Source organism: Catenulispora sp. EB89 (assembly GCF_041261445.1).
Taxonomy (GTDB): Bacteria; Actinomycetota; Actinomycetes; order Streptomycetales; family Catenulisporaceae; genus Catenulispora.
On record NZ_JBGCCU010000008.1, the window covers coordinates 358,017 to 380,733 of the forward strand.

At 71.2% G+C, this 22,717-nt stretch carries 21 protein-coding genes; 11 read left to right on the plus strand and 10 right to left on the minus strand.

Annotated elements, in window-relative coordinates; genetic code table 11:
- Positions 1 to 8 precede the first annotated feature (8 nt).
- Together glpK (ABH920_RS20090) and ABH920_RS20095 are read right to left on the minus strand one after the other, a co-directional pair.
- Positions 9 to 1,538, minus strand: a complete 1,530-nt coding sequence (gene glpK / locus ABH920_RS20090; protein WP_370350571.1) for a glycerol kinase GlpK — start codon at positions 1,536 to 1,538, stop codon at positions 9 to 11.
- Positions 1,539 to 1,682: 144 nt separating this feature from the next.
- On the minus strand, positions 1,683 to 2,450 hold the full coding sequence (locus ABH920_RS20095; RefSeq protein WP_370350572.1) for an IclR family transcriptional regulator: 768 nt from the start codon (positions 2,448 to 2,450) through the stop codon (positions 1,683 to 1,685).
- A 336-nt stretch (positions 2,451 to 2,786) separates the two neighbouring features.
- Between ABH920_RS20095 and ABH920_RS20100 the strand changes: the two genes are divergently transcribed.
- From ABH920_RS20100 to glpD, 3 genes are all read left to right on the plus strand, one after another.
- Positions 2,787 to 3,644: an MIP/aquaporin family protein gene (locus ABH920_RS20100; RefSeq protein WP_370350573.1), complete on the plus strand. Its 858-nt coding sequence runs from the start codon at positions 2,787 to 2,789 to the stop codon at positions 3,642 to 3,644.
- Between the two features lie 130 nt (positions 3,645 to 3,774).
- The gene (gene glpK / locus ABH920_RS20105) at positions 3,775 to 5,295 is read left to right on the plus strand and encodes a glycerol kinase GlpK (protein WP_370350574.1); all 1,521 of its coding nucleotides are present in this window, start codon (positions 3,775 to 3,777) and stop codon (positions 5,293 to 5,295) included.
- Positions 5,296 to 5,505: 210 nt separating this feature from the next.
- Positions 5,506 to 7,236, plus strand: a complete 1,731-nt coding sequence (gene glpD, locus ABH920_RS20110; RefSeq protein ID WP_370350651.1) for a glycerol-3-phosphate dehydrogenase — start codon at positions 5,506 to 5,508, stop codon at positions 7,234 to 7,236.
- A 76-nt stretch (positions 7,237 to 7,312) separates the two neighbouring features.
- Here the strand turns inward: glpD and ABH920_RS20115 are convergent, their stop codons facing one another.
- Entirely contained in the window at positions 7,313 to 8,137 is an 825-nt protein-coding gene (locus tag ABH920_RS20115; protein ID WP_370350575.1) for a hypothetical protein, read from the minus strand.
- Between the two features lie 27 nt (positions 8,138 to 8,164).
- The gene (locus ABH920_RS20120; RefSeq protein WP_370350576.1) at positions 8,165 to 8,905 is read right to left on the minus strand and encodes a MerR family transcriptional regulator; all 741 of its coding nucleotides are present in this window, start codon (positions 8,903 to 8,905) and stop codon (positions 8,165 to 8,167) included.
- 359 nt (positions 8,906 to 9,264) lie between these two features.
- Here ABH920_RS20120 and ABH920_RS20125 point away from each other — a divergent pair, with 359 nt between their 5' ends.
- Positions 9,265 to 9,849: a DoxX family protein gene (locus tag ABH920_RS20125; protein WP_370350577.1), complete on the plus strand. Its 585-nt coding sequence runs from the start codon at positions 9,265 to 9,267 to the stop codon at positions 9,847 to 9,849.
- A gap of 304 nt (positions 9,850 to 10,153) precedes the next feature.
- Here ABH920_RS20125 and ABH920_RS20130 read toward each other — a convergent pair whose 3' ends face one another.
- Positions 10,154 to 10,723 (minus strand): TetR/AcrR family transcriptional regulator, encoded by a 570-nt coding sequence (locus ABH920_RS20130; protein WP_370350578.1) that lies wholly within the window; start codon positions 10,721 to 10,723, stop codon positions 10,154 to 10,156.
- 95 nt (positions 10,724 to 10,818) lie between these two features.
- On the opposite strand from ABH920_RS20130, the gene ABH920_RS20135 reads away from it, so the two are divergent.
- The 3 genes from ABH920_RS20135 to ABH920_RS20145 all read left to right on the plus strand — a co-directional run bounded on the left by ABH920_RS20135 (position 10,819) and on the right by ABH920_RS20145 (position 13,118).
- Positions 10,819 to 11,781, plus strand: a complete 963-nt coding sequence (locus ABH920_RS20135) for an aldo/keto reductase (protein WP_370350579.1) — start codon at positions 10,819 to 10,821, stop codon at positions 11,779 to 11,781.
- Between the two features lie 153 nt (positions 11,782 to 11,934).
- Positions 11,935 to 12,354, plus strand: coding sequence for a hypothetical protein (locus ABH920_RS20140; protein WP_370350580.1), 420 nt, complete (start codon positions 11,935 to 11,937; stop codon positions 12,352 to 12,354).
- Positions 12,351 to 13,118 carry a hypothetical protein gene (locus tag ABH920_RS20145; protein WP_370350581.1) on the plus strand — a complete coding sequence of 256 codons (768 nt, stop codon included), beginning with the start codon at positions 12,351 to 12,353 and terminating at the stop codon, positions 13,116 to 13,118. Before ABH920_RS20140 ends, ABH920_RS20145 begins: the two co-directional genes overlap by 4 nt.
- A 57-nt stretch (positions 13,119 to 13,175) precedes the next feature.
- Here the strand turns inward: ABH920_RS20145 and ABH920_RS20150 are convergent, their stop codons facing one another.
- Positions 13,176 to 13,700: a hypothetical protein gene (locus tag ABH920_RS20150; RefSeq protein ID WP_370350582.1), complete on the minus strand. Its 525-nt coding sequence runs from the start codon at positions 13,698 to 13,700 to the stop codon at positions 13,176 to 13,178.
- Positions 13,701 to 13,888: 188 nt separating this feature from the next.
- On the opposite strand from ABH920_RS20150, the gene ABH920_RS20155 reads away from it, so the two are divergent.
- Complete coding sequence (locus ABH920_RS20155) at positions 13,889 to 14,173, plus strand: DUF427 domain-containing protein (protein WP_370350652.1); 285 nt, start codon at positions 13,889 to 13,891, stop codon at positions 14,171 to 14,173.
- Here the strand turns inward: ABH920_RS20155 and ABH920_RS20160 are convergent.
- The 3 genes from ABH920_RS20160 to ABH920_RS20170 form a co-directional block, all read right to left on the minus strand.
- Positions 14,170 to 14,553: a VOC family protein gene (locus ABH920_RS20160; protein WP_370350583.1), complete on the minus strand. Its 384-nt coding sequence runs from the start codon at positions 14,551 to 14,553 to the stop codon at positions 14,170 to 14,172. The genes ABH920_RS20155 and ABH920_RS20160 overlap by 4 nt on opposite strands.
- 20 nt (positions 14,554 to 14,573) lie before the next feature.
- A complete protein-coding gene (locus ABH920_RS20165; RefSeq protein ID WP_370350584.1) occupies positions 14,574 to 15,356 on the minus strand; it encodes an ArsR/SmtB family transcription factor in 783 nt (260 codons plus the stop codon).
- A 127-nt stretch (positions 15,357 to 15,483) separates the two neighbouring features.
- Complete coding sequence (locus tag ABH920_RS20170) at positions 15,484 to 16,536, minus strand: phosphatidylinositol-specific phospholipase C domain-containing protein (RefSeq protein ID WP_370350585.1); 1,053 nt, start codon at positions 16,534 to 16,536, stop codon at positions 15,484 to 15,486.
- 280 nt (positions 16,537 to 16,816) lie between these two features.
- Between ABH920_RS20170 and ABH920_RS20175 the strand changes: the two genes are divergently transcribed.
- Together ABH920_RS20175 and ABH920_RS20180 are read left to right on the plus strand one after the other, a co-directional pair.
- A complete protein-coding gene (locus ABH920_RS20175; RefSeq protein WP_370350586.1) occupies positions 16,817 to 17,656 on the plus strand; it encodes an SAM-dependent methyltransferase in 840 nt (279 codons plus the stop codon).
- 173 nt (positions 17,657 to 17,829) lie between these two features.
- Positions 17,830 to 19,638 carry an ABC transporter ATP-binding protein gene (locus ABH920_RS20180; RefSeq protein ID WP_370350653.1) on the plus strand — a complete coding sequence of 603 codons (1,809 nt, stop codon included), beginning with the start codon at positions 17,830 to 17,832 and terminating at the stop codon, positions 19,636 to 19,638.
- On the opposite strand, the gene ABH920_RS20185 is transcribed toward ABH920_RS20180, so the two are convergent.
- Positions 19,635 to 20,327, minus strand: coding sequence for a B3/4 domain-containing protein (locus tag ABH920_RS20185; RefSeq protein ID WP_370350587.1), 693 nt, complete (start codon positions 20,325 to 20,327; stop codon positions 19,635 to 19,637). The two genes, ABH920_RS20180 and ABH920_RS20185, sit on opposite strands and share 4 nt — an antisense overlap.
- A gap of 303 nt (positions 20,328 to 20,630) precedes the next feature.
- Here ABH920_RS20185 and ABH920_RS20190 point away from each other — a divergent pair, with 303 nt between their 5' ends.
- Positions 20,631 to 22,691: a phosphocholine-specific phospholipase C gene (locus tag ABH920_RS20190; RefSeq protein WP_370350588.1), complete on the plus strand. Its 2,061-nt coding sequence runs from the start codon at positions 20,631 to 20,633 to the stop codon at positions 22,689 to 22,691.
- Positions 22,692 to 22,717: the final 26 nt, after the last annotated feature.

The following is a 22,717-nucleotide window of genomic DNA, read 5'->3' on the forward strand; positions in this document are numbered from 1 at the left end:
CTGACTGTCTACTTGCCCTTCCCCGTCTTCTCCGCCCCCGGCTGCATCCAGTCGAACGTCCGCTCCACCGCCCGCCGCCAGTTCGCGTACTCGCTCTCGCGGCGGCCGGCGTCCATCGACGGGTTCCACAGTGCGGCGCGGTGCCAGTTGCGGCGAAGGCCCTCCAGGTCCGGCCAGTAGCCGACCGCGAGGCCGGCTGCGTACGCGGCGCCCAGGGACACGGTCTCGGCGACCATCGGGCGGACCACCGGCGCGTCCAGGACGTCGGCGACGAACTGCATCAGCAGGTTGTCCGCCGTCATGCCGCCGTCGACCTTCAGGGTGGTCAGGGCCAAGCCGGAGTCGGCGTTCATCGCGTCCACCACTTCGCGGGTCTGCCAGCCGGTCGCTTCCAGTACGGCGCGCGCCAGGTGGCCCTTCGTGATGTACGACGTCAGGCCGACGATGACGCCGCGCGCCTCGCTCCTCCAGTGCGGGGCGAACAGGCCTGAGAAGGCCGGGACGATGTAGCAGCCGCCGTTGTCCTCCACCGTGCGGGCCAGCGTTTCGATCTCCGGCGCGGTCGTGATCAGGCCGAGGCTGTCGCGGAACCACTGCACCAGCGAGCCGGTGACCGCGATGGAGCCTTCGAGCGCGTAGACCGCCGGCTCCGTGCCGATGCGGTATCCGACCGTGGTGAGCAGGCCGTGCGTCGACCGGACCGGGGTGTCGCCGGTGTTCAGCAGCAGGAAGCTGCCCGTGCCGTACGTGCACTTCGCCTCGCCGCGGGCGAAGCATGTCTGCCCGAACAGCGCCGCCTGCTGGTCGCCGAGCGCCGCCGCGATCCGGACGCCGGGCAGGGCACGCGCCGCCGTCCCGTAGACCTCGGACGAGGAGCGGATCTCCGGCAGCATCGCCGCCGGGACGTCGAAGAAGTCCAGCAGCTCCTTGTCCCACTGCAGGGTCTTGATGTTCATCAGCTGCGTGCGGCTGGCGTTGGTGACGTCGGTGACGTGCACGCCGCCCTCCACGCCGCCGGTCAGGTTCCAGATCAGCCAGCTCTCCATGGTGCCGAACAGCACCTCGCCGCGTTCGGCGCGCTCGCGCAGCCCCGGCGTGTGGTCGAGCATCCAGCGGATGCGGGGCGCCGAGAAGTAGGTGGCCAGCGGCAGGCCGGAGTGTTCCAGGACGGTCGCGGCGTCCGGGCGCCGTGCGTATTCGGCGACCAGGTCGTCGGTGCGCGTGTCCTGCCAGACGATGGCGCGTCCCAGCGGGTGGCCGGTGCGGCGGTCCCACAGCACCGTGGTCTCGCGCTGGTTGGCGATGCCGATCGCGGCCACCTGGTCGGCACCCACCCCGACCTTGGCCAGCGCCTCGGGCGCCAGGTGCTCCAGGTTGCGCCAGATCTCCGCGGCGTCGTGCTCGACCCAGCCGGGCTTGGGGAAGTACTGCTTGTGCTCGCGTTGGGACACCGAGACCAGGCGGCCGCCGCGGTCGAACAGGATGCAGCGCGTGGACGTCGTGCCCTGGTCGATCGACATCACGAAGTGCGCGACCATGGTGCAGCCTTTCGGTGAGGGGGAGTCAGGCTGAGGGCGGGGGACGGTGCTGGGGGACGAGGTGCTGCAGGGCGCGGTCGTGCCGGCAGTGCCGGCAGTGCCGGCGGTGCTTCAGAAACCGGTTGAGCAGGGTGGCGCCAAGCCCTACCAGCGCCCCGCGCCCAGGTCCCGCGAGATCATCTGCGCGGCGTTCTGCACGGCGGCGGCCAGCCCCGCGTCCGGTTTCCCGGTCGAAGGACACACCCGGTCCACCGCCCCGGTGATGCTGATCGCCCCGACCACCAGGCCGCCGTAGCCGCGGATCGGCGCGGCGATCGAGGCCTGGCCCAGCGTCGACTCCTCGATGTCGGTGGCGAAGCCGTGCTCGCGGACCTTCGTCAGCTCGCGGCGCAGCGCGGCCGGGGTGACCAGGGTGCGCCGGGTCAGCGGCGCCAGCTCGGTCTCCTGCAGTTCGGCGGCGGCCTGCGTGTCGTAGGCCAGCAGCACCTTGCCCAGCGCGCTGGCGTGCAGCGGCAGCAGCGCGCCCACGTCCAGGCTCTGCAGCGAGTCGTCCGGACGGAAGACGTGGTGCACGATGAGCACCTTGCCGTCCAGCAGCGTCCCGATCCACACCGCCTCGCCGCTGCGCGCCGCCAGGGCGTCGGCCCAGTTGATGGCCCGGGACCGCAGCTCGTTCACGTCCAGATAACTGGTGCCCAGGTGCAGCAGGGTGGCGCCGAGCTGGTACTTGCCGCTGGCTTTGTCCTGCTCGACGAAGCCGACGCCCTGCAGCGTGCGCAGGATGCCGTGCGTCGTCCCCTTCGCCAGGCCCAGCGAGGCCGCTATCTCGCCCACGCCGAGCCGCCCGGAACCGCGCGCCAGCAGGCGCAGGATCGCAGCCGCGCGTTCGATGGACTGCACGGGTCCCGGCATGGCGGTGATGATAGCCCTTCGTGCGGTGGTCGACGTCGTCGAACGCCGTACCCGGTGGCGGGCACGGCGGGGACGCCGCCGGCGGCGCGTGCGCGACACGCCGGCCGGCCTGACCGGCCAGGACCGGGGTGTCCGCGAAGATTACCGCCATGTCGCGCGACGGTACCCCAGGTCGGGGATCCTGACCAGAGTTCGACATTGTCGTACGGGGTCCGTTGACGGGAGGTTTCGGGGAACGCACGCTGTGCGTCAATCCCATGGTGAGCTTCGACACGCTCGGTGTGGGACATCAGGCGCCCCGGACGGCCGGGGTGTCCCACCCGGTCAGGAGGAGACATGGCGAATCGCTTGGCGGATCGCGTTCGAGCCAAAGGGCTCGTGGGAGAGCTGGCCGCGGAGTTCGCGGGCACGTTCATCCTTCTGCTGTTCGGCATCGGCGTTGTGGCACAGGTGGTCGCCGGCGGCATCGGCAACCACGACAGCATCGCCTGGGCCTGGGGTTTCGGCGTCCTGCTGGGCGTCTACGTGGCCGGCAAGATCACCGGCGCGCACCTGAACCCCGCCGTCACCGTGGCACTGGCCGCCTTCGGCGGCTTCTCGTGGCGCAAGGTGCTCCCGTACGCCCTGGCGCAGACCCTCGGGGCGTTCGTCGCCGCGCTGGTCGTGCGCTGGAACTACACCGAGGTCATCGCGAAGTTCGACCCCGGCCACACGATCAAGAGCCAGGGCATCTTCTCGACGCTGCCCGGCAACGGCTCGCTCCCGGTGCACATGTGGGGCGGGTTCCGCGACCAGATCATCGGCACGGCCATCCTGCTGTTCTGCATCCTGGCGATCACCGACCTGCGCAACACCTCCCCGGGGGCCAACATGGCGCCGGTCGTGGTGGGCCTGCTCGTGGTGGCCATCGGCATGGCCTTCGGCACCGACGCCGGCTACGCCATCAACCCGGCGCGTGACTTCGGTCCGCGGCTGGCGTCGTTCTTCACCGGCTACGGGACGGCGTTCAGAGACCAATACGGCGACTTGTACTTCTGGGTGCCAATCGTCGCGCCGATCATCGGCGGCCTCATCGGCGCCTGGCTGTACCGGGTGCTGATCGGCACGTTCCTGTCGGACGACACCTCGCCGGACGACCCGGCCGCCGTGCCGATCGACAACCCGGAGGCGACCTCGGGGCAGCAGACCGCGTAGCCGGTCCCGGACTCGGCCGGACCCCCGGCCGAGCCGGCCCTCCCATCCCCCAGAAGGCCCATTCCAGAAGGCCTACCCCAGAAGGCCCAGAGCGCGCCCCGAAGCGCTCATCGCGAGAGAGGCAATCCTCATGGCTGACTACGTCGGCGCGGTCGACCAGGGCACCACCAGCACCCGCTTCATGATCTTCGATCACGGCGGCAACGAGGTGGCCCGGCACCAGCTCGAACACTCGCAGATCCTGCCGCAGGCCGGCTGGGTCGAGCACAACCCCACCGAGGTCTGGGAGCGGACCCGGGCGGTCATCGAGACCGCGATGAACAGCGCGCACCTGCACGCCGCCGACCTGGCCGCGCTCGGTATCACCAACCAGCGCGAGACCTCGGTGGTGTGGAACCGGCACACCGGGCGGCCGTACTACAACGCGATCGTCTGGCAGGACACCCGCACCGACCGCATCGCCGCCGCCCTGGACGCCGACGAGCGCGGCCAGGTCATCCGGCGCAAGGCCGGCCTGCCGCCGGCGACGTACTTCGCCGGCGGCAAGATCCAGTGGCTGCTGGAGAACGTCGACGGCCTGCGCGCCGACGCCGAGGCCGGGGACGCGATCTTCGGCACCATGGACACCTGGATCATCTGGAACCTGACCGGCGGCGTCGACGGCGGCGTCCACGTCACCGACGTCACCAACGCCAGCCGCACGATGCTGATGGACCTGGAGACGCTGGACTGGGACGACGAACTCCTCGGGTTCTTCAACGTCCCGCGCGCCATGCTCCCGGCCATCCGCCCCTCCTCCGACCCGCAGGGCTACGGCGTCACCCGCGCCGACGGCCCGCTGCGCGGCGAGGTGCGGATCACCGGCAGCCTCGGCGACCAGCAGGCCGCCACCGTCGGCCAGGTCTGCTTCACCCCCGGCACCGCGAAGAACACCTACGGGACCGGCAACTTCCTGCTGCTGAACACCGGCACGGAGATCGTCCGCTCGGAGAACGGGCTGCTGACCACCGTGGCCTACAAGTTCGGCGACGAGCCCGCCGTCTACGCGCTGGAGGGCTCCATCGCGGTGACCGGCTCGGCCGTGCAGTGGCTGCGCGACCAGCTCGGCATCATCTCCGGCGCGGCGCAGAGCGAGTCGCTGGCCCGGCAGGTCGAGGACAACGGCGGCGTGTACTTCGTGCCGGCGTTCTCCGGCCTGTTCGCCCCCTACTGGCGCTCCGACGCGCGCGGCGCGATCGTCGGCCTGTCGCGCTACAACACCAACGCCCACCTGGCGCGCGCCACGCTGGAGTCGATCGCCTACCAGACCCGCGACGTCGTGGAGGCGATGGAGCAGGACTCGGGCGTGCGGCTGGACGTGCTGCGCGTGGACGGCGGCGTGACCGCCAACGAGCTGGCCATGCAGATCCAGGCCGACGTGCTCGGGGTGCCGGTGTCCAAGCCGGTCGTGGCCGAGACCACCGCGCTGGGCGCCGCGTACGCCGCCGGGCTCGCGGTCGGCTTCTGGAAGTCGACCGAGGAGCTGGTCAGCAACTGGAACGAGGACAAGCGCTGGCTGCCCGAGGCCGACGAGGCCGCGCGCGCCAAGGGTTACCGGAACTGGAAGAAGGCCGTGGCGCGGACGCTGGACTGGGTCGAGTTCGAGGACTGATGCGCATCGGCCGGGCCCGGGGATCCGGGCCCGGCCGCGGCCGTCCGTCGCCGGCCGTCCGTCACCACCTCTGCAAGCAAGCAAAAAGTACAAAAGCAAGAAGCAAGGAAGCTGGAAGCGCTCAGAGCGCCCACTCGTCGTATCAACGGAGGAAACACCGTGCAATCCACACCCCTGGGCGCTCAGTACCGGCTCGGCGCGCTCCAGCAGATGGCCGAGGAGGAGTTCGACGTCCTGGTCATCGGCGGCGGCGTGGTCGGCGCCGGGGCCGCCCTGGACGCCGCGACCCGCGGCCTGTCCGTCGCCCTGGTCGAGGCCCGTGACTGGGCCGCCGGGACGTCGAGCCGTTCCAGCAAGCTGATCCACGGCGGCCTGCGCTACCTGGAGCAGCGCGACTTCGGCCTGGTCCGCGAGGCGCTGACCGAGCGCGGCCTGCTGCTGAACCGGATCGCGCCGCACCTGGTCCGTCCGGTTCCGTTCCTGCTGCCGCTGAAGCACCGGGTCTGGGAGCGCTTTTACATAGGCGCCGGCGTCATGCTCTACGACACCATGGGCGGCGCCCGCGCCCTGCCCCGGCACCGCCACCTGACCAAGAGCGCGGCCCTGCGGCGGGCCCCCGCCCTGCGCCACGACTCACTGGTCGGCGCGATCCAGTACTACGACGCGCAGGTCGACGACGCGCGCTTCGTGATGGCGCTGGCCCGCACGGCCGCGCAGTACGGGGCCCGCGTCGCCACCCGCACCCGGGTCACCGGGTTGCTGCGCGAAGGCGGCCGGGTCACCGGCGCGGTGGTGCGGGACCTGGAGAGCGGACGCAGCATCGACGTCCGGGCCCGCCAGGTCGTGGGCGCGACCGGGGTGTGGACCGACGACATCCACGAACTGGCGGACCTGCGCGCGGCGATCTCGGTGCGCGCGTCCAAGGGCGTCCACCTGGTCGTGCCGCGCGACCGGATCGACCTGCGCACCGGGCTGATATCCCGGACCGAGAAGAGCGTGCTGTTCATCATCCCCTGGGGCCGGCACTGGCTGGTCGGCACCACCGACACCGACTGGGACCTGGACCGCGAGCACCCGGCGGCCAGCCGCGCGGACATCGAGTACCTGCTGGAGCACGCCAACGCGGTGCTCGCCAAGCCGCTGACGGAGCAGGACATCGAGGGCGTGTACGTGGGTCTGCGGCCGCTGCTGTCGGGCAACGCGGATCAGACCACGAAGCTCTCGCGCGAGCACATCGTCTCCTCCCCGGCGCCGGGCCTGACGGTCGTGGCCGGCGGCAAGTACACGACCTACCGGGTGATGGCCAAGGACGTCATCGACGCGGCGGTCGAGGACCTGGACACCACCGACGGCGCGAAGGTCCCGGAGTCGGTGACCGACAAGGTCCCGGTCCTGGGCGCGGAGGGCTTCGCGGCGCGCTGGAACGAGCGCGGCCGGATCGCCCGCCGGACCGGGCTGCACCAGGTGCGGGTGGAACACCTGCTGCGCCGGTACGGGTCCTGCGTCGACGAGCTGCTGGAGCTGGTCGCGGCCGACTCCTCGCTCGGCGAGCCGATCGCCGGCGCCGACGACTACCTGCGGGTCGAGGCGGTGTACGCGGCGTCGCACGAGGGCGCGCTGCACCTGGAGGACGTGCTGACCCGCCGGACCCGCATCTCGATCGAGACCTGGGACCGCGGCGTCACGGCCGCCCCGGAGGTCGCGGCGCTGATGGCGCCGGTGCTTGGCTGGGACGAGAAGACGGTGCGGGAGGAAGTGGAGCGGTACCTGGCGCGGGTCGAGGCCGAGCGGGCTTCGCAGGCTCGGGAGGACGACTCGGAGGCCGACGCGGTGCGGCGGGCTGCGCCGGATCTGGCGGATGTGAACGCGGTGCCGGGGGCGAGTGGACCGATCGATGCGGAGACTTGCGGGGCGGCCGCGTCGGAGAAGAGCCAGCGCTGATCGAGTGTATAGATGTAGCTATAGGTATAGATGTAGCTACAGGAGTGGGGTGGCAGGGCGCGATCTGTCGTGGGTCTCAGGGCCATGACTTTGCGCGCCGCCAACCGACGCGCTCATGCCCACGGTGCCAGAAGTCCTGGCGTGAGGCGCGCAGCCACTGGTAGCAACCCGCGGCCCAGAGCCAGCCGTTCCCGCCGACCTGGGCCCAGCGGTCGTGCGCGCCGGCGTGGGCCAGGACCGCCCAGGCGCCGACGGCGACGGCGAGCGCGGCCACCAACGCTGATCTCGGGCCCGGCAGCGCGCAGCCGGCCATCACCGTCGCGAAGACGAGCAGCCACGCCACCTCGTGCCAGCCCTGCCCGGTGTGCGACGTGCCCAGGTCGGTCGGGCTGGTCGGGCTGGTCGGTCCGGGGCGAAAAGACAGCGCCAGCGGGAACGCCGCCGCGATCAGCCGCAGCCGCATCAGCCGCAGCTGCGCGAACGGTGTCTTGGCCGAGAACCCGCGGCGCTCGCAGACGGCGGCCAGCAGCGCGACGAGGAGCTGGCCGTAGCAGAACAGGAACACGGCCGTGGCGTCCTTCGCCGCGCCGTCCGTCGGCCCCGCCGTGGCGAGGCCGCCGGGGAGCAGCGCCCAGACGGTCAGGGCCCCGACCCACGCCGGGGTCGGTATCCACTCGATCCCGCCGAACCAGGTCAGAGCGATGACGAGCAGCGGCGCCAGCGGAATCAGGACACTGAACCACCCGGCGCCGGTCAGCGCGGCCCCGGCCGTCGGGACGGCGGCGGCCAGCGACCACAGAGCGACGATCGTCCAGAACACGGCGCGCGGCCGCCGTTCGCGCAGCTCGTCGACGAGCCTTTCCAGTCCGTCGAAGAAAGCGTCCAGCCACATCGTTGACAAGCCCCCCGCTCATCGTCCCGCTCTTGCTTACCGCAGCCCGGCCCGCTCCTCGATCAGCCGCGTCGCCGCTTCGTCCAGCGCCATCCGCATCAGCGCCAGCATCGAGTCCAGCGCCAGCGGCCGCAGCCGGTCCAGGCCGCTGAGGATGTCCGGCCACTGGTCGGCGGGGTAGCCGGCGGCCTCGAAGGGGGCCCAGATCTGGTCCATGTACAGCTGCACGAAGCCCTTCGCCACGGCCTGCACATGCGTGCGCGCCTCGGCCGCCGCCTTCAGCGCGCTGGCCGGGGGGATGCCCAGGGCCATGAGCTCGGCGCCGATGCGCGTCAGCTGCGGGGAGCGCTCCTCGAAGCGGCCGTTGCCCAGCGGGCGCAGCAGGCCGAGGTCGACGGCTGATTCCAGGAGGGCGGCGCTGTCGGCGTTGTCCTCGCCTTCCTTCGGCTCGTCCAAGCCGGGGAACAGGGTGTGGATGTCGTCCAGGCGGACCACGCGCTTGTCGCCGTCGTCGAAAGCCTGGTGGACCGCGGCGGCGAAGGAGGCGAACTCGGCACCGCCGCCGAGCATGCGGCGGATCGACTCCAGCGTGAAGCCCTCGGCCTGCAGGCGCTTGATCTGCTCCAGGCGGGCCAGGTGCTCGGGGCCGTAGAAGCCGACCCGGCCGCGCACGGTCGGGGCCGGCAGCAGGCCGCGGGACTGGTGCTCGCGGATGTTGCGGACCGTCATGCCCGACAGGCGCGCGAGGTCGTCGACGCGGTATTCCTCGCCGCTCACCCCGTGTGCCTCCCGATGGACTCCTGTGCCGGACTCCTGTGCGATCGAGAATAACATCGCGATCACCGGCGACTGCGATGGGTGACGGGGCGCTGTCGGCGGCGGTGACGGCGGGCTGGTACGTGGTGTTCACGCTGCTGGTGGCGCGCGGGCGGGCTCGCGTTTCGTGTCCGGGGGTGCAGCGGGGCTGAGCGTGACGACGGGGGTCGTGCTGATGGCGCTCGGTGTGGCGGTCACGGCCGGCGTCTGATGCGTGCCCGGCGTGCCCGGCCCTGGTCCGACTGGCCGCCTCCGAGCGGCGCGCCCGGCGTCGTGGGCCAATAGTGGGAGGACACAACCGCCCGCCGGAAGGAGCCCCCATGGCCTGCCGAGAACGCACCGACCTGGGCCTGCTGGCACTGCGCCTGAGCACCGGCGGCATTCTGATCGCCCACGGCACGCAGAAGCTCTTCGGCTGGTTCGGCGGCCGCGGCCTGAAGGGCGCAGCCGGCGCGATGCACGCCATGGGCTTCCGCCCCGGCCTCCCGAACGCCGCCATGGCGGGCCTCAGCGAATCCGGCGGCGGCCTCCTCCTGGCCCTCGGCGCCGCCACCCCCGCCGCCGGCGCGGCAGTGGTCGGAGCCATGTCGGCCGCAGTGGAGGTGCACCGACCCTCCGGCTTCTTCAACAGCGGCGGCGGCTACGAATACCCAGCCTTCCTCGCACTGGCCGCGACAGGCCTGGCGATCACGGGCCCAGGCCGGTACTCGATCGACCACGCCACCGGCAACCGCCTGAACTCGCCGAAAGTATTCGCCGGAGCCTACGCACTCAGCGCCATCGCGGCGACGGTAGTACTCCGACGGCGCACGAAGGTGATGGCGGCGCAGGCGACGGCCAAGGCACAGGCTGCCGCGAAGGAGGAAGAGGTGAGCCCGGAGGAGGCGGTGGCCGAACTGCCTTGATGCGGCGGTAGGCAGGACGGCGGCCGGTATCGCGAAATGCTCGCCGGCGCGGGCTGCGAGCGAGTGAAGGCGGGCGCGGCATTGCCGGGCGGCATGCGGTCTGCTGGGCGGCGGGCTTTGGCTCGGGCGTGCCGCAGCCAGTACAGGTGCTTGGCCTTGCGCAACGGCAGTGCCTGCGCGAGCCGCAAGTGAGTACAGGCAGCCGCGCGGCAGTGGGCGGTGACCAAGCAGTGCGGCGCTCGGCATGGCCGGGCGGCACGCAGTTGGCGGTGTGGCCTGCCGCTACCTGCGTGCGATGCGTGCCCTACCCGCGCCGCAGCCCGTCCATCAGCAGGTCCATCAGCCGCCCCGCCTGTTCCCGCTGCTCCGGCAGCGTGCATACCGAGACCACTCCCACAAGGGCCGCGACCACGTCCTCCGCCTGCACGTCCGCGCGGAGCGTCCCGGCGGCGGATCCGGCGGCGAGTAGGCGGCGGACTGCTGTCGACAGTTCCTCTCGGGCCTGGGATTGGGTCACGGTGCCGTCGGCGAAGAGGGCGCGGAGGGCGTCGGCCATCTCGCGCTTCGTGGCGATGTAGTCGGCGAAGCGGTTCATCCAGGTGCGGAGGGCTTGCTCGGGCGGTTGTTGGGTCAGGAGTTCGGCGGCGGCGTCGCAGAGGCGGCCGCGTTCGGCGAGGTAGACGGCCTCGACCAGGGCTTCTCGGGTGGGGAAGTGGCGGTAGAGGGTGCCGATGCCGACGCCGGCCTCCTTGGCCACCGACTCCAGGGAGACCTTGGCGTCGCCGGTGGTGAAGGCGCGGTGGGCTACGTCGATGAGGCGTTGGCGGTTGCGTTGGGCGTCGGCGCGTCCGCGGGGGTGCTGGGTGGCGGGCATAAAGCGGAGGGTCCTCCGTTTCTGCTATCGTGGGGCTAACCGGAGGATCCTCCGGTTGTTCTTCCACTATCCCACTTCGCAGACGGGAACGGGACATGAGCGCCAACGAGATAGCAGACGCCACAGCTGAACGCAGCCAGCCGAGCCACCCCGGCGGCACGGCCACGCTCGCCGGCCACCGCGTAGCCCGCATCGGCTTCGGCGTCATGCAGCTCACCGAGCATCGCCCGGGCCGCACGGCCGTCACCCCCGAAGCCGCCGTCGCCATCGTGCGCGCGGCCGTCGACAGCGGCATCAACCACCTCGACACCGCCGAGTTCTACGGAACCCGCGCCGCCAACGCCAACGACCTGATCCGCGCCGCCCTGCACCCCTACGCCGACGACCTCGTCCTGGCCACCAAGGTCGGTGCCGAGCGCGACGCCGCCAACGCGCTGCTGCCCGCGCAGCGTCCCGAGCAGCTGCGCGCCAGCGTCGAGGCGAACCTCGCGCGCCTGGACGTCGAGCGCCTCGCCGTCGTCAACCTCCGCCGGGTCGACGCCGCGCCGGGCCTCATCGCCGAGGGCGACCAGCGCGTCGACCTCGACAGCCAGCTCGCCGAGCTCCTGGCGTTGCGCGAGGCCGGCAAGATCGGCGGCATCGGCCTGAGCAACGTCAGCGCCGACCAGCTCCGGCATGCCCTGCCGGCTGGCATCGTCTGCGTCCAGAACTCGCACAGCCCGGTCGACCGCGCCAGCGAACCGGTGCTCGATCTGTGCCGCGCGCACGACATCGCGTGGGTTCCCTTCTGCCCGCTCGGCTCGGCGTTCCCGCAGTGGCCGAAGGTCGCCGACCAGCCCGCCGTGCGCACCGCGGCCGCCGCCCTCGGCGTCACGCCGGTCCAGGTCGGCATCGCCTGGCACCTGGCGCACTACGCCAACACGCTGCTCATCGCCGGGACGGCCGACCCGGCGCACCTGGCGGAGAACATCGCCGCCGGCGAGCTGCGGCTCGACGTCGAGACGCTCGCGGCCATCGACGCGATCGACAACGGCATCGCGGCACCGTCAGCGTTCTGAGTCGCCGTCATTCTGAATCGCCGTCGCGGAAACCCCGCCACGGAAACGGTTCCACAAAGATCGGCCCCCGCCCTTCCCCGCCGACGCAGTGGTCTGAAATGCTGTTCGCCCGACAACCACGGCGTGCTGCCATCGGACCTGGGGGAGTGAACGGTGGACTGGCTGCTGGCCATGGCCTACGGCGCGATCGGCGGCGCGGTCGTCGAAGCGGTGGTGAGCTCGGACCGGGTCCTGGCCTGGAACGCCGCACGGCACCAGGCCCTCGGCCACCAGCCGGCCACGCCGGTCCCGGCCCTGACCTCGTACGTCGACCCGCTCTCCGACATCGCGGCCGGCCTGACCCGGATCCTGCTCGGCGCGGTCGCCGGTCTCCTGTTCCACTCGCAGGTGACCGGGGCCTACGCGGCGATCGCGGTCGGGTGCTCGGCGCCGACGGTGTTGCGGCAGCTGGGATCGGCGCGTTTGGGCACGGCGTTCGAGCTCGAACCCGATCCAGCAGAACCCCATGCGACAGAGCCGCATACAACAGAGCCCCATGCGATAGAGCCGGCGGCGCCGCAGGAACAAGCGTGAGCCGCGGCCCTCTCGCGCGCCGCTACTGGTCCTCATTGACCGGTGTCGGACATGGCCCGGCCGTGCAGCGGAACTGGCGCGGGCAATCGTTCTGGCGACGCTACGTGGCTTCGTTCTTCGTGCTCCCGCAGCCACCCGGCCAACCAACGCAGCCAAAGATCCGCAAGGCCATCGCCCCGCAAACAAGCGCCTCCCAGCCGCAGCGCCTCCGCGCCCCGCGCCTGTTCCGCTACCAGTCGGCGCTACTCGGCGGCGCGGCCGTGCTCGCGGCGGTCGTCGTCTCCGTGACGCAGCTCGGCGGCGGATCCTCGCCCGGCAGCGGTGGTCCCAACCCCGGCCCGAGCAACGGCGGCACGCCGCCGAACCCCACGACCTCCACCGGCGCCTCGTCGACGCCGTCCGCCACCAGCCCGTCCAAGGTCGAGCTCTGGCAGGGCACCATCCGCGTCAACGTCCGGGGCGAGCAGGTCACCGCCGGTCCGTCACCGGTCGCGGGCCTGCTCTTCGGCCTCGCGGCGACCAACGAGACGACGCTCAACGGCCCCGGCAACCTCGCGTCATGGACCCAGGACGGCACCCCCACCGCGGCCGGCTGCCTGGCCGCGCTCCAGGCGCACGCCACCAACCAGGTGACCGTCCAGGTCGGCGACCAGGTCTGCATCGCGGCCCTGGACGGACGCACGAGCGTCGGCAAGGTGACCGCCGAGGACTCCAACGACACCAGCGGCGCCTACATCGACCTCGCCGTCGAGGCGTACCCCTGACCTCTAAGGGCGTAGCCCTAGCCGGCAAGGCGTGGCTCGGGCCCCTGGCGCCTGGCCTCAGCTCGCGGGCGACGTGGCGGCGTGCGTGATGTTCGACGTGTCGATGAACAACGCCCCGAACGCCGTAGCCAGCGCCGTCAGCGCGGCAGCGGCGTTCACGTGGTGCGTGCCGTTGATCGCCAGCGCCAGCGCGGCCACCACGATCGCCACGGCCCCGATCACCACCGCCACGTCCCACATCATGTCGCTCTTCTGCCCGAGTGCCTTGGCGGCGTCGTGCTGAACCGCCTCGACCTGCTGCGCGACCTGCGCCACCTGCACGGAGTTCTCCGGCTGCGCGACGGCCCCGGCCGCGACCCCGAGGACGACCCCGCCGTGCCCGCCGTTCAGCGTCTTCATCAGCGGGTTGATGATCCCGCCCAGGAACCCGGAGCCGATGATCCCGGCGAACTGCCCGACGTCCGGCAGGTTCAGGCTCGTGCTGCGCCACGAGACCACGGCCAGCGCCACCGCGACGACGGCGAACCCGACCAGCTGTGCGGCGCGTGCGATCGTGGTGGTCGATATGGGAGCGGCGGCCATCATCACCCTTTCGAGGACGGTTCACGGGGGAGGGCAGAAACAGCATTGCCCTGCGATGTCCGCCAAACAATAGGGGATGGTCCTGCCCCCGCCGCACGCAGGTGCCGCCGGTGCGGGGCGCACGGGAAGGGATCGCGGTGTTGCCTGGTTGTGCTCGGTGAGCCGACTTCAGGAGGACACAAATGGCGATGCGAGCAGTGTGGAACGGCCAGGTCCTGGCCGAGAGCGACGACACCGTCGTCGTCGAGGGCAACCACTACTTCCCGCCGGAGTCGTTGAACAGCGAGTTCTTCTCCTCCAGCGAGACCCACACGGTCTGCCCGTGGAAGGGCCTGGCGAGCTACTACACCGTCACCGTGGACGGCGAGGCCAACGCGGACGCGGCGTGGTTCTACCCCGAGCCGAAGACCGAGGCCGAGCACGTGCGCGACCGCGTGGCGTTCTGGCGCGGGGTGAAGGTGGAGACCGTCTAGGCGGCACTCTCGACGATCTCGAACCGGTTGCCGTCCGGGTCCTTGAACTCGTACATCGGCGGCACCCCCGGCCACCGCAGCAACTCCCCGACCTCGATGCCGCGCTCCCGCATGGCGGTGTGCTCGGCCTCGGCGTCGGGGACCATGAACCGGATGCCGGTGTCCTGCCCGACACCCCCGGCGGCAATCAGTGCGACCGACACCGCGGCCCCCGGCGCGGCGACCGTGACCCACCGGAAGCTCTCCCCGGCGCGCAGGTCCAGCCGCTTGTCGAAGCCGAGCGTGCCGGTGAAGAACTCCAGGGCCTTGTCCTGGTCGCTGACCGGGATGCCCACGGTTCCGATGTCGGTGATCGTGGTGTGTGAACGGGATGCGGACATGGCGAACTCCTGTCTCGTGATCAGTGCTTGTCAGTGGGCTTGTCAGTAGGCGGGCTGTACATCTGCGACCCGGGCGTGGTGAGCGTCTCCCCGGTCTCCAGCCAGGTCTTGAGCCCGGACAGCACCATCGGCCAGCCGCCGTACACCTCGGACGGGACGTCCGGCGGCAGCTGGTCGTGGACCACCGTCAGCCGGCACGAGTCCCCGACCGGCTCGATCTCCCACGTCACCCGGCTGGTCCCGGCCGCCTCGGCGTCCGGCCCCCACAGCGCCCGCATGCTCTGCACGAGCCGGCGCGGCGGGTCGACCTCTAGGTTCTCGCCCTCGACGATCGACCGCTCGGCCGCCGGATGCGCCAGCCGGTACGGGGACCCCTCGGTCCAGTCCGACTCCACCGCCATCCCGAAGTGGTACTTGGCCCGGATCGCCGGATCGGTGATCGCCTCCCACAACCGCTCCGGCGTGGTGCGGATGTAGATCTCGAAGACGCGCTCCATCGGTGCCTCCAGGTCACGCTTCAGGCCGACCAGCCCGGCCGCCCACTGCTCGGTGTACTTGCCGACCCAGCGGTCGTGGACCAGGCGGATCGGGACCGGGTTGAGGAAATGCAGCTTCTCCCGGCCGCGGCGGCGGGTCACGACCAGCCCCGCCTCCTCCAGGATCTTCAGGTGTTTCGCCACGGCGATGCGCGTCATGGCGTGCCGCGCCGTGAGGGCCGCGAGGGTCTGGCCGTCGTCGGCGAACAGCTCGTCCAGGAGTGCCCGCCGCGTCGGGTCGGCCAGGGCCTTGAACACGGGGTCCATGGCTCCACAATAGGAAACCATTTGGTTTCCTGTCAACGGGAGCGGGAGCGGGAACGGGAGCGGGACCCGGGGAAAGCCGACTGCCCGGCCGCGAGATCGCGGCCGGGCAGTCACACCAGGTCGAGCGTTACCCGCGGGACAGCACCTCGGACAGCACCGACGGCAAGCCGGTCCAGTCCGTCGACACCACGCTCGCGTGCTTGCTCGCCAGCAACGCCACCCGGGCCGCGGCGTCGGACTGGCTCGGCGCGGTGTCGCTGAGCGCCGGGGCGACGTTCTGCGCGTCGGTCATGATCAGGATGTAGTGGTTGGTGTCGTACCACGACGTGTCGACGCTGGTGACGTAGGTGTTGGCGTCACCGTCGAAGACCACGAACCACGGCTTGATCGAGGAGTCGGAGTACTGGCTGCGGGGGTCGCCCGCCTGCGCCCCGAGCACGCACGGGAAGACCTGCGCCTGGCCGACGTTGCCGGCCGCCGCGAGGTTCTTCAGGTACGTGCCGTACTCGACGTCGGTGTGCAGGGTGTCGAACGGGTTGCCCAGTTCCACGGTCCCCGGGATCGCGTACAGGATCACCTTCCCGGCCAGCGCCGAGCGCGACGGCCAGGCGTCGGCCTTCGCCGCGGCGTCCAGGTTCGGGTAGGTGCCGTTCAGCAGATCGGCGGGCCGGTAGACCAGGTTGCCGAGGTGCTGGCTGATCAGCGCGTCCAGCTGCGCCGGGCCCATGCCGTAGTCGGCCTCGAAGCCGATCTTCATCTCCAGCTTGATGTACAGCGGGCCCGAGGTGGGGTGCGAGGCCAGCCAGTACTTGACGTCGTCCAGGCAGGACCCGAGGTCCTTGTTGGCCGAGCCGGTGTATATGTCAGAGGGCTTGGAGGCGTCGACGCAGTTGTTGTTGTTGCCGGTCGGGTTGCTGTGGCTGACCTTCCACTCGTTGGTGAACACGTCGGTCCACGTGTCGAGCTCGATCATTCCGGTCCCGGCGTCCAGCGCGTTGGCCAGATGCGGGAACTCCGCGCCTTCGTCATAGGTGTTGTGCAGGCCGACCACGGTGCTGTGGGACAGCGGGGCCGAACCGGTGTCCGCGGCGGCGGGCGCGATGGCCGCGGCCATCGCGAGCACGGCGGCGCCGAGCGTCGCGCCGCCGACCGAGAGCCGACGGAGCCAGGGAGCGGGCATGTGGGGTACCTCCGGGGGTGGCTGCAGAGAGCTGAGGATTGCTCACCTGCCGTGGAGGTTAGCGGCGATGTCAGGACGAAGACAGAGTCCTCAGATGAACCATTTGTGGCCGTCCGGAATACCGCGATGCAAGGACGCTGATAGGAGGCTCGGAGGCATAGTCCTGGCACGACCGCTAACATGCGCGACTAGGGCCGCGATCAAGGCGGGCCGACAGCACGAAGGCATACCGCACGGACGCATACCGCACGGACGCATGACAGGGACGGGAAGGCGAACGATGACGAACGAGGTCCGGGCCGGGCAGGCGCCGAACGACGACTACCCCGCGGTGGACCTGCGGATGGACGTGCCGCACTCGGCGCGCGTCTACGACTACCTCATCGGCGGCAAGACCAACTTCGAGCCGGACCGTATCGCCGCCGAGGCCTCGGTGGAGGCCTGGCCGGCGCTGCCGATCTCGATGCGCACCACGCGCAGCTTCATGGAGCGCGCGGTCCGCCACCTCACGAAGGACTACGGGGTCCGCCAGTTCCTGGACATCGGTACCGGTATCCCGAAGTCTCCGAACGTGCACGAGATCGCGCAGGCGATCGCCCCCGAGGCGCGCGTCGGCTACGTCGACAACGACCCGATCGTGCTGACCCATGCTCGTGCCCTGATGTCCAGCACGGCCCAGGGCCGCACCTGCTACGTGGACGCGGACTTCCGCGACCCGCAGTCGATCATCGACAACCCGCGCCTGCGCGAGGTGCTGGACTTCTCCGAGCCGGTGGCGCTGTCGCTGATCGCGATCGTGCACTTCGTCCTGGACGCCGACGACCCGCAGGGCATCGTGCGCCGCTTCATGGACGTCCTGGCCCCCGGCAGCTACCTGGCGCTGACGGTGTTCACCGGCGACACCGACCCGGTCGGCGTCGGCGGCGTCAGCCGCGAGTACAACAAGCGCGGTATCCCGCTCCAGGTGCGCGACAAGAGCGAGACCGAGGCGTTCTTCGACGGCTACGAACTGCTCGACCCCGGCGTCGCGCTGGTGCATCACTGGCGGCCGGACGCGGACGCGGAGCCGGTGCGGGACCAGGACATCGCGATGTACGCGGGTGTGGCCGTCAAGCGCTGAGGACCGTCTTGGGTCGGCGCGCGCCGAGAAATCCGCGTGCTGACGACCTCACCCGCCGATAGCCTGCCCGCGACAGAACAACCCCTCACGGATGGAGACGAACATGGCCGCCACGGGACGCCCCGGACCCCTGTTCGTCGATCCCGCCCGGAGGGCATCCCTTGTTGTTCCGTCTGTTCCGCCTGTTGGAGAACTCTGCTGACCCGTTCCGCCCCCACGACCCCGGCCCGCCGCCCGCCGAGGTCCGCCGCTTCCTGACCCGGGAGTTCCGGCCGCTGCGCGCGGTGGTCGTGCTCGCGCTGGCCACGACGGTGGCGGGCGCCGCGATCGAGGTGTGGCTGATCGGCTACGCCGGCCGCCTGGTCGACGTGCTCGCCGGCGCCGACCGCGACCGTTTCTGGTCCCGGCACGGGGCCGGCCTGATCTTCGCGGCGGTGCTGGTCCTGCTGGTCCGGCCGCTGCTCAGCGTGCTCGGCGAGGGCCTGGACGACATCGCGTTCCGCGCCAACGCCCGGTCGCTGGCCCGCTGGCGGCTGCACCGTTACGTCTCGCGGCAGTCGGTGGGCTGGTTCCGCGACGACCTGGCCGGCCGGATCGCCACCTGGGTCCGCGACGGCGGGGAGGCGGCGTCGACGGCCGGGTACGCGGTCATCCACACGCTGGTCGCGGTGGCGGTCTACATCGCCGGGTCGGTGTGGCTGGTCGCGTCGATCGATCCGCGGCTGGTGCTGCCGCTGGCGGCGTGGATCGTGGTGTACGCGGTGCTGCTGACGTTCCTCGTCCCGCGCTACCGCGCGGCCCACGAGCGCCTTCAGGAGGCCGAGTCGGCGCTGACCGGCCTGCTCGTCGACTCCTATGCGAACGCTGACACACTCGCACTGTTCCCGGACCGCGAGGCCGATGACCTGCGCGTCTTCGCCGCCGCGCGCCGCGCGCACTTCGGCGTGCAGCGCCTGGAGGTGACGATCAACTCGAGCATGACGACGCTCGGCGGCGGCCTGCTGGTGGGCCTCATCGGCTACGGCATCGTGCTGTGGCGCACCGGCGCGGCACCGGTCGGGCTGGTCGCGGCGGCCTCGGCGCTCAGCTTCCGGATCACGTCGATGGGGGAGTGGCTGCTCGACGCGCTCTCGGACATGTTCGGCGCGCTCGGGCAGCTGAACCGGTCGCTGCGTACCGTCGCTCAGCCGCTGGCTGTTCGGGACGCCCAGCAGGCCGTCGTCCTGCCGCGGGTCTCGGGACGGATCCGCTTCGAGGGCGTCAGCCACCACTACGGACGCCCCTCCGGCGGCCTGGACGGCTTCGACCTGGACGTCGCCGCCGGGGAGCGGGTCGGCCTGGTCGGCCGCTCCGGCGCGGGCAAGTCGACCGTCGTCAGCCTCCTGCTGCGCTTCTATGAGGCCGAGTCCGGCACCATCTCGATCGACGGCCGGCGCATCGCCGACGTCACCCAGGACAGCCTGCGCCGCCAGTTCGCGGTGGTGGCGCAGGAGGCGACGCTCCTGCACCGCTCCGTCCGCGACAACGTCGCCGGCGGCATCGCCTCCGACGACGAGGCGGTCCGGGCGGCGGCCCGCCGCGCCGCCGCCGACGGGTTCATCACGGCACTGCGCGACTCGCAGGGACGGCAGGGCTACGACGCGCTGGTCGGCGAGCGCGGCATCCGGCTGTCCGGCGGCCAGCGGCAGCGCGTCGCCCTGGCCCGGGCCCTGCACCGGGACGCCCCGATCCTGATCCTGGACGAGGCCACGTCCGCCCTCGACTCGGAGGTCGAGGCCGCCATCCAGGAGACCCTCGGCGAGGTGATGGAGGGCCGGACGGTGATCGCGATCGCGCACCGGCTGTCGACCATCGCGCGGATGGACCGTATCGTCGTGCTCGACGCCGGGCGGATCGCCGAGCAGGGCACGCACGAGTCGCTGCTGGCGGCCAGCGGGCTGTACGCGATGTTGTGGTCGCGGCAGTCCGGCGGCTTCCTCTAAAACTCGAACCGCCTCGACGCCGCGCTCAGCACCGCCGAGCGCGGCGTCCCGCCCCACACTCCGGCCAGCTCGTCGACCAGCGTCTTCATCAGTGCCGCGACATCCTCGGCCGCCGACTCGTGCAGCGCCTCGGCGACGATCAGCACCCGTGAGGTGCCCGGCCGGATCGCCGAGCTGCCGCTCTGCCGGTTCGTCCAGCGGCGGGCGTGCGCGTTGCCGCCCGCGTCGGCGAAGATCACCTCGCCGGGCTCCGGGTGCTCGATGGTGTCGGCGAAGGTCACGTACTCCTCGTCGCCGGTGGCGTGTCGGACTTCGAGGTCGCCGGAGATGCGGTCCAGGTCCAGGGCCGCGACCGGTATCGCGAAGGCGACCGAGACCGCGTTGCACAGGTCGATCAGCGGATGGATGCGCGGCAGCTCGCCCTCCTTGCGCAGCCGGCGCAGCAGGGCCTCGGAGGCGCAGCGGTACTGCGTGGGCTTGAGCCCCATCTTGGCGAACGCCTGGCGCCAGGCCTTGATCTCGGGCAGGTCGGACTCCGGGCCGCCGGCGAGCCGGGCCTGCGCGATCGCCGTGAAGCGCGCGACCTGCTCGTCGACGTCCGACGCGGCGGTGATGCCGGTGGTGGTGATCGCCGCGGCGACCAGGTCGGGATATTCGGACCGGATGGCCTCGGCGTGCTGGAAGTACATGGGCAAAGCTTTACCTCACTGCACGCGACGCCCGACAGGACCAATCCGGGGGCGAAATCCAGGACCAACACCTCGTCCGACCGGGATCGGGGCGTCCGGGGCGCGGCGCCAGGGCCCTGATGGGGCTGTTCTGTTCGATCGCAATCGTTGAGAATGCTTCACGTTCGAGCCATCCGGGAAGGGGGCGCCGGACATCCGGCGGCCCGATATTCCCCTGGGCCCGCACCCCGGGCCCGTCCCCACAAGGCCGATCACCGCACCAAGCTCGACCACCCTCACACCCCACCAGTAGGAGGCCCCACCGTGGCGCCCGTTTCCCGCCGCACCTTCCTCGGCTCCGCCGCCGCCCTCGGCGCGACCCTCGGCCTGGAGAGCCTGCCCGGCGTCCTCTCCCAGGCCTCGGCCGCCGGTACCGGGACGATCCGCGACGTGAAGCATGTCGTGGTGCTGATGCAGGAGAACCGCAGCTTCGACCACTACTTCGGGAGCCTGTCGGGGGTGCGCGGGTTCGCCGACCGCGCGACGGTGCAGATCGCCGGCGGCTACTCGGTGTTCGACCAGCCGAACGGCTCGGGCCGGCAGTACCCGTGGCAGCTGTCCGACACCAACACCTGGTGGTGGGGGACCAGCAAGGAAGACCTTGCGCAATGCGATGGCTCGCTGGACCACAGCTGGTCAACTCAGCACTCGGCCTGGAACAACGGCGCCATGGACAACTGGATCTCGGCCAAGGGCTCCAACCGCACCATGGGCTACCTGAACCGGTCCGACATCCCGTTCCACTACGCGCTCGCCGACGCCTACACGGTCTGCGACGCCTACCACTGCTCGATCCTGTCGGCGACCGGCCCGAACCGCACCTACCTGTGGTCCGGCATGATCGACCCGAGCGGCAGCGCGGGCGGCCCGGCCTACGACGGCGGCTCGGAGTCCGGCCTGAGCTGGCAGACGTACGCCGAGACGCTGCAGAACGCCGGCGTGTCGTGGCGGGTGTACCAGAACGCGAGCGACAACTTCGGCGACAACGCGCTGGCCTACTTCAAGCAGTTCACCGGCGCGTCCACCTCCAGCCCGCTCTACCAGCGCGGCATGTCCTCGGTGCCCTCGACCGGCTCCACGCCGGACGACATCGCCGCGGCGATCAAGGCCGACGTGCTCGGCGGCACGCTGCCGCAGGTCTCCTGGGTGGTGGCCAGCCAGGCCTTCTCCGAGCACCCCGACGCCCCGCCGAACGACGGCGCGCACTTCGTGAACCTGGTCATCCAGGCGCTGGCCGCCGACCCGGCGACGTTCGACTCGACCGTGCTGTTCCTCAACTACGACGAGAACGACGGCTTCTTCGACCACGTCCCGCCGCCGGTGGCGCCGTCCGGCACGGCCGGCGAGTCGACCCAGAACGCGCAGATCGGCCTGGGCTTCCGGGTCCCGATGGTGGTCGTCTCGCCCTGGACCCGCGGCGGCTGGGTCGACTCCCAGGTCTACGACCACACCTCGGTGATCCGCTTCCTGGAGACCTGGACCGCGGCCCTGGGCACCCCGGCGACCTGCCCGAACATCAGCGCCTGGCGCCGCCAGGTGTGCGGGGACCTCACCGGCGCCTTCGACTTCGCCAACCCGGTGAGCGGCCTGCCGTCGCTGCCGGCCACCAGCACGGTGATCGGGCAGTCGTTCTGCAACGTGCAGACCAACCCCGCCCCGGCGAGCAACGCGATGCCGACGCAGGAGAGCGGGACGAGGCCGGCGCGGGCGCTGCCGTACCAGCCGAACGCGTGGGTGGACCACATCGAGTACGACGCCGCCGGGAAGATCCTGGTGTGGCTGGAGATGGCGAACCAGGGCCCGCAGGCGACGTCGGCCGCGCACTTCGCGGCGTACGCCAACGCCTATCGCAGCGGCGGGCCGTGGCAGTACACGGTCGGCGCGTACAGCAACGGGACCGACGGCAGCGTCAAGGACTTCTTCAACGTCGGCGCCAACTACGGCAACGGGCAGTACGACCTGACGGTCGTCGGCCCGAACCGGTTCCTGCGGCGCTTCACCGGCAACGCCAACGGCAGCGGCGCGACCGCCGAGGCCAAGACCTACTACGCGCCGGCTCCGAACACCGGTCAGCAGGCGGTCTGGTTCTCGATGACGAACACCGGGAGCAGCACGGTGACGTTCACCATCACCTCGGCCAACTACCGGACCGACGGGCCGTGGACGTACCAGGTGGCGGCCGGGGCGACGGTCAGCGACTACTTCAACGCGGTCGCGTACGACAACGGGTGGTACGACTTCACCGTCACGGTGAGCTCGGACTCGGCGTGGAGCCGCCGGGCCACCGGGCACATCGAGACCGGGGCGGCGAGCATCACCGGCTGAGCCCCGAGGGAGTCAGACCCCTCACC

Excerpts from the sequence above, each read along its gene's own strand:
- glpK (WP_370350571.1), bottom strand. The coding sequence starts at position 1,538 with ATGGTCGCGCACTTCGTGATGTCGATCGACCAGGGCACGACGTCCACG.
- ABH920_RS20095 (WP_370350572.1), bottom strand. The coding sequence starts at position 2,450 with ATGCCGGGACCCGTGCAGTCCATCGAACGCGCGGCTGCGATCCTGCGC.
- ABH920_RS20100 (WP_370350573.1), top strand. The coding sequence starts at position 2,787 with ATGGCGAATCGCTTGGCGGATCGCGTTCGAGCCAAAGGGCTCGTGGGA.
- glpK (WP_370350574.1), top strand. The coding sequence starts at position 3,775 with ATGGCTGACTACGTCGGCGCGGTCGACCAGGGCACCACCAGCACCCGC.
- glpD (WP_370350651.1), top strand. The coding sequence starts at position 5,506 with ATGGCCGAGGAGGAGTTCGACGTCCTGGTCATCGGCGGCGGCGTGGTC.
- ABH920_RS20125 (WP_370350577.1), top strand. The coding sequence starts at position 9,265 with ATGGCCTGCCGAGAACGCACCGACCTGGGCCTGCTGGCACTGCGCCTG.
- ABH920_RS20130 (WP_370350578.1), bottom strand. The coding sequence starts at position 10,723 with ATGCCCGCCACCCAGCACCCCCGCGGACGCGCCGACGCCCAACGCAAC.
- ABH920_RS20135 (WP_370350579.1), top strand. The coding sequence starts at position 10,819 with ATGAGCGCCAACGAGATAGCAGACGCCACAGCTGAACGCAGCCAGCCG.
- ABH920_RS20150 (WP_370350582.1), bottom strand. The coding sequence starts at position 13,700 with ATGGCCGCCGCTCCCATATCGACCACCACGATCGCACGCGCCGCACAG.
- ABH920_RS20155 (WP_370350652.1), top strand. The coding sequence starts at position 13,889 with ATGCGAGCAGTGTGGAACGGCCAGGTCCTGGCCGAGAGCGACGACACC.
- ABH920_RS20160 (WP_370350583.1), bottom strand. The coding sequence starts at position 14,553 with ATGTCCGCATCCCGTTCACACACCACGATCACCGACATCGGAACCGTG.
- ABH920_RS20165 (WP_370350584.1), bottom strand. The coding sequence starts at position 15,356 with ATGGACCCCGTGTTCAAGGCCCTGGCCGACCCGACGCGGCGGGCACTC.
- ABH920_RS20170 (WP_370350585.1), bottom strand. The coding sequence starts at position 16,536 with ATGCCCGCTCCCTGGCTCCGTCGGCTCTCGGTCGGCGGCGCGACGCTC.
- ABH920_RS20175 (WP_370350586.1), top strand. The coding sequence starts at position 16,817 with ATGACGAACGAGGTCCGGGCCGGGCAGGCGCCGAACGACGACTACCCC.
- ABH920_RS20185 (WP_370350587.1), bottom strand. The coding sequence starts at position 20,327 with ATGTACTTCCAGCACGCCGAGGCCATCCGGTCCGAATATCCCGACCTG.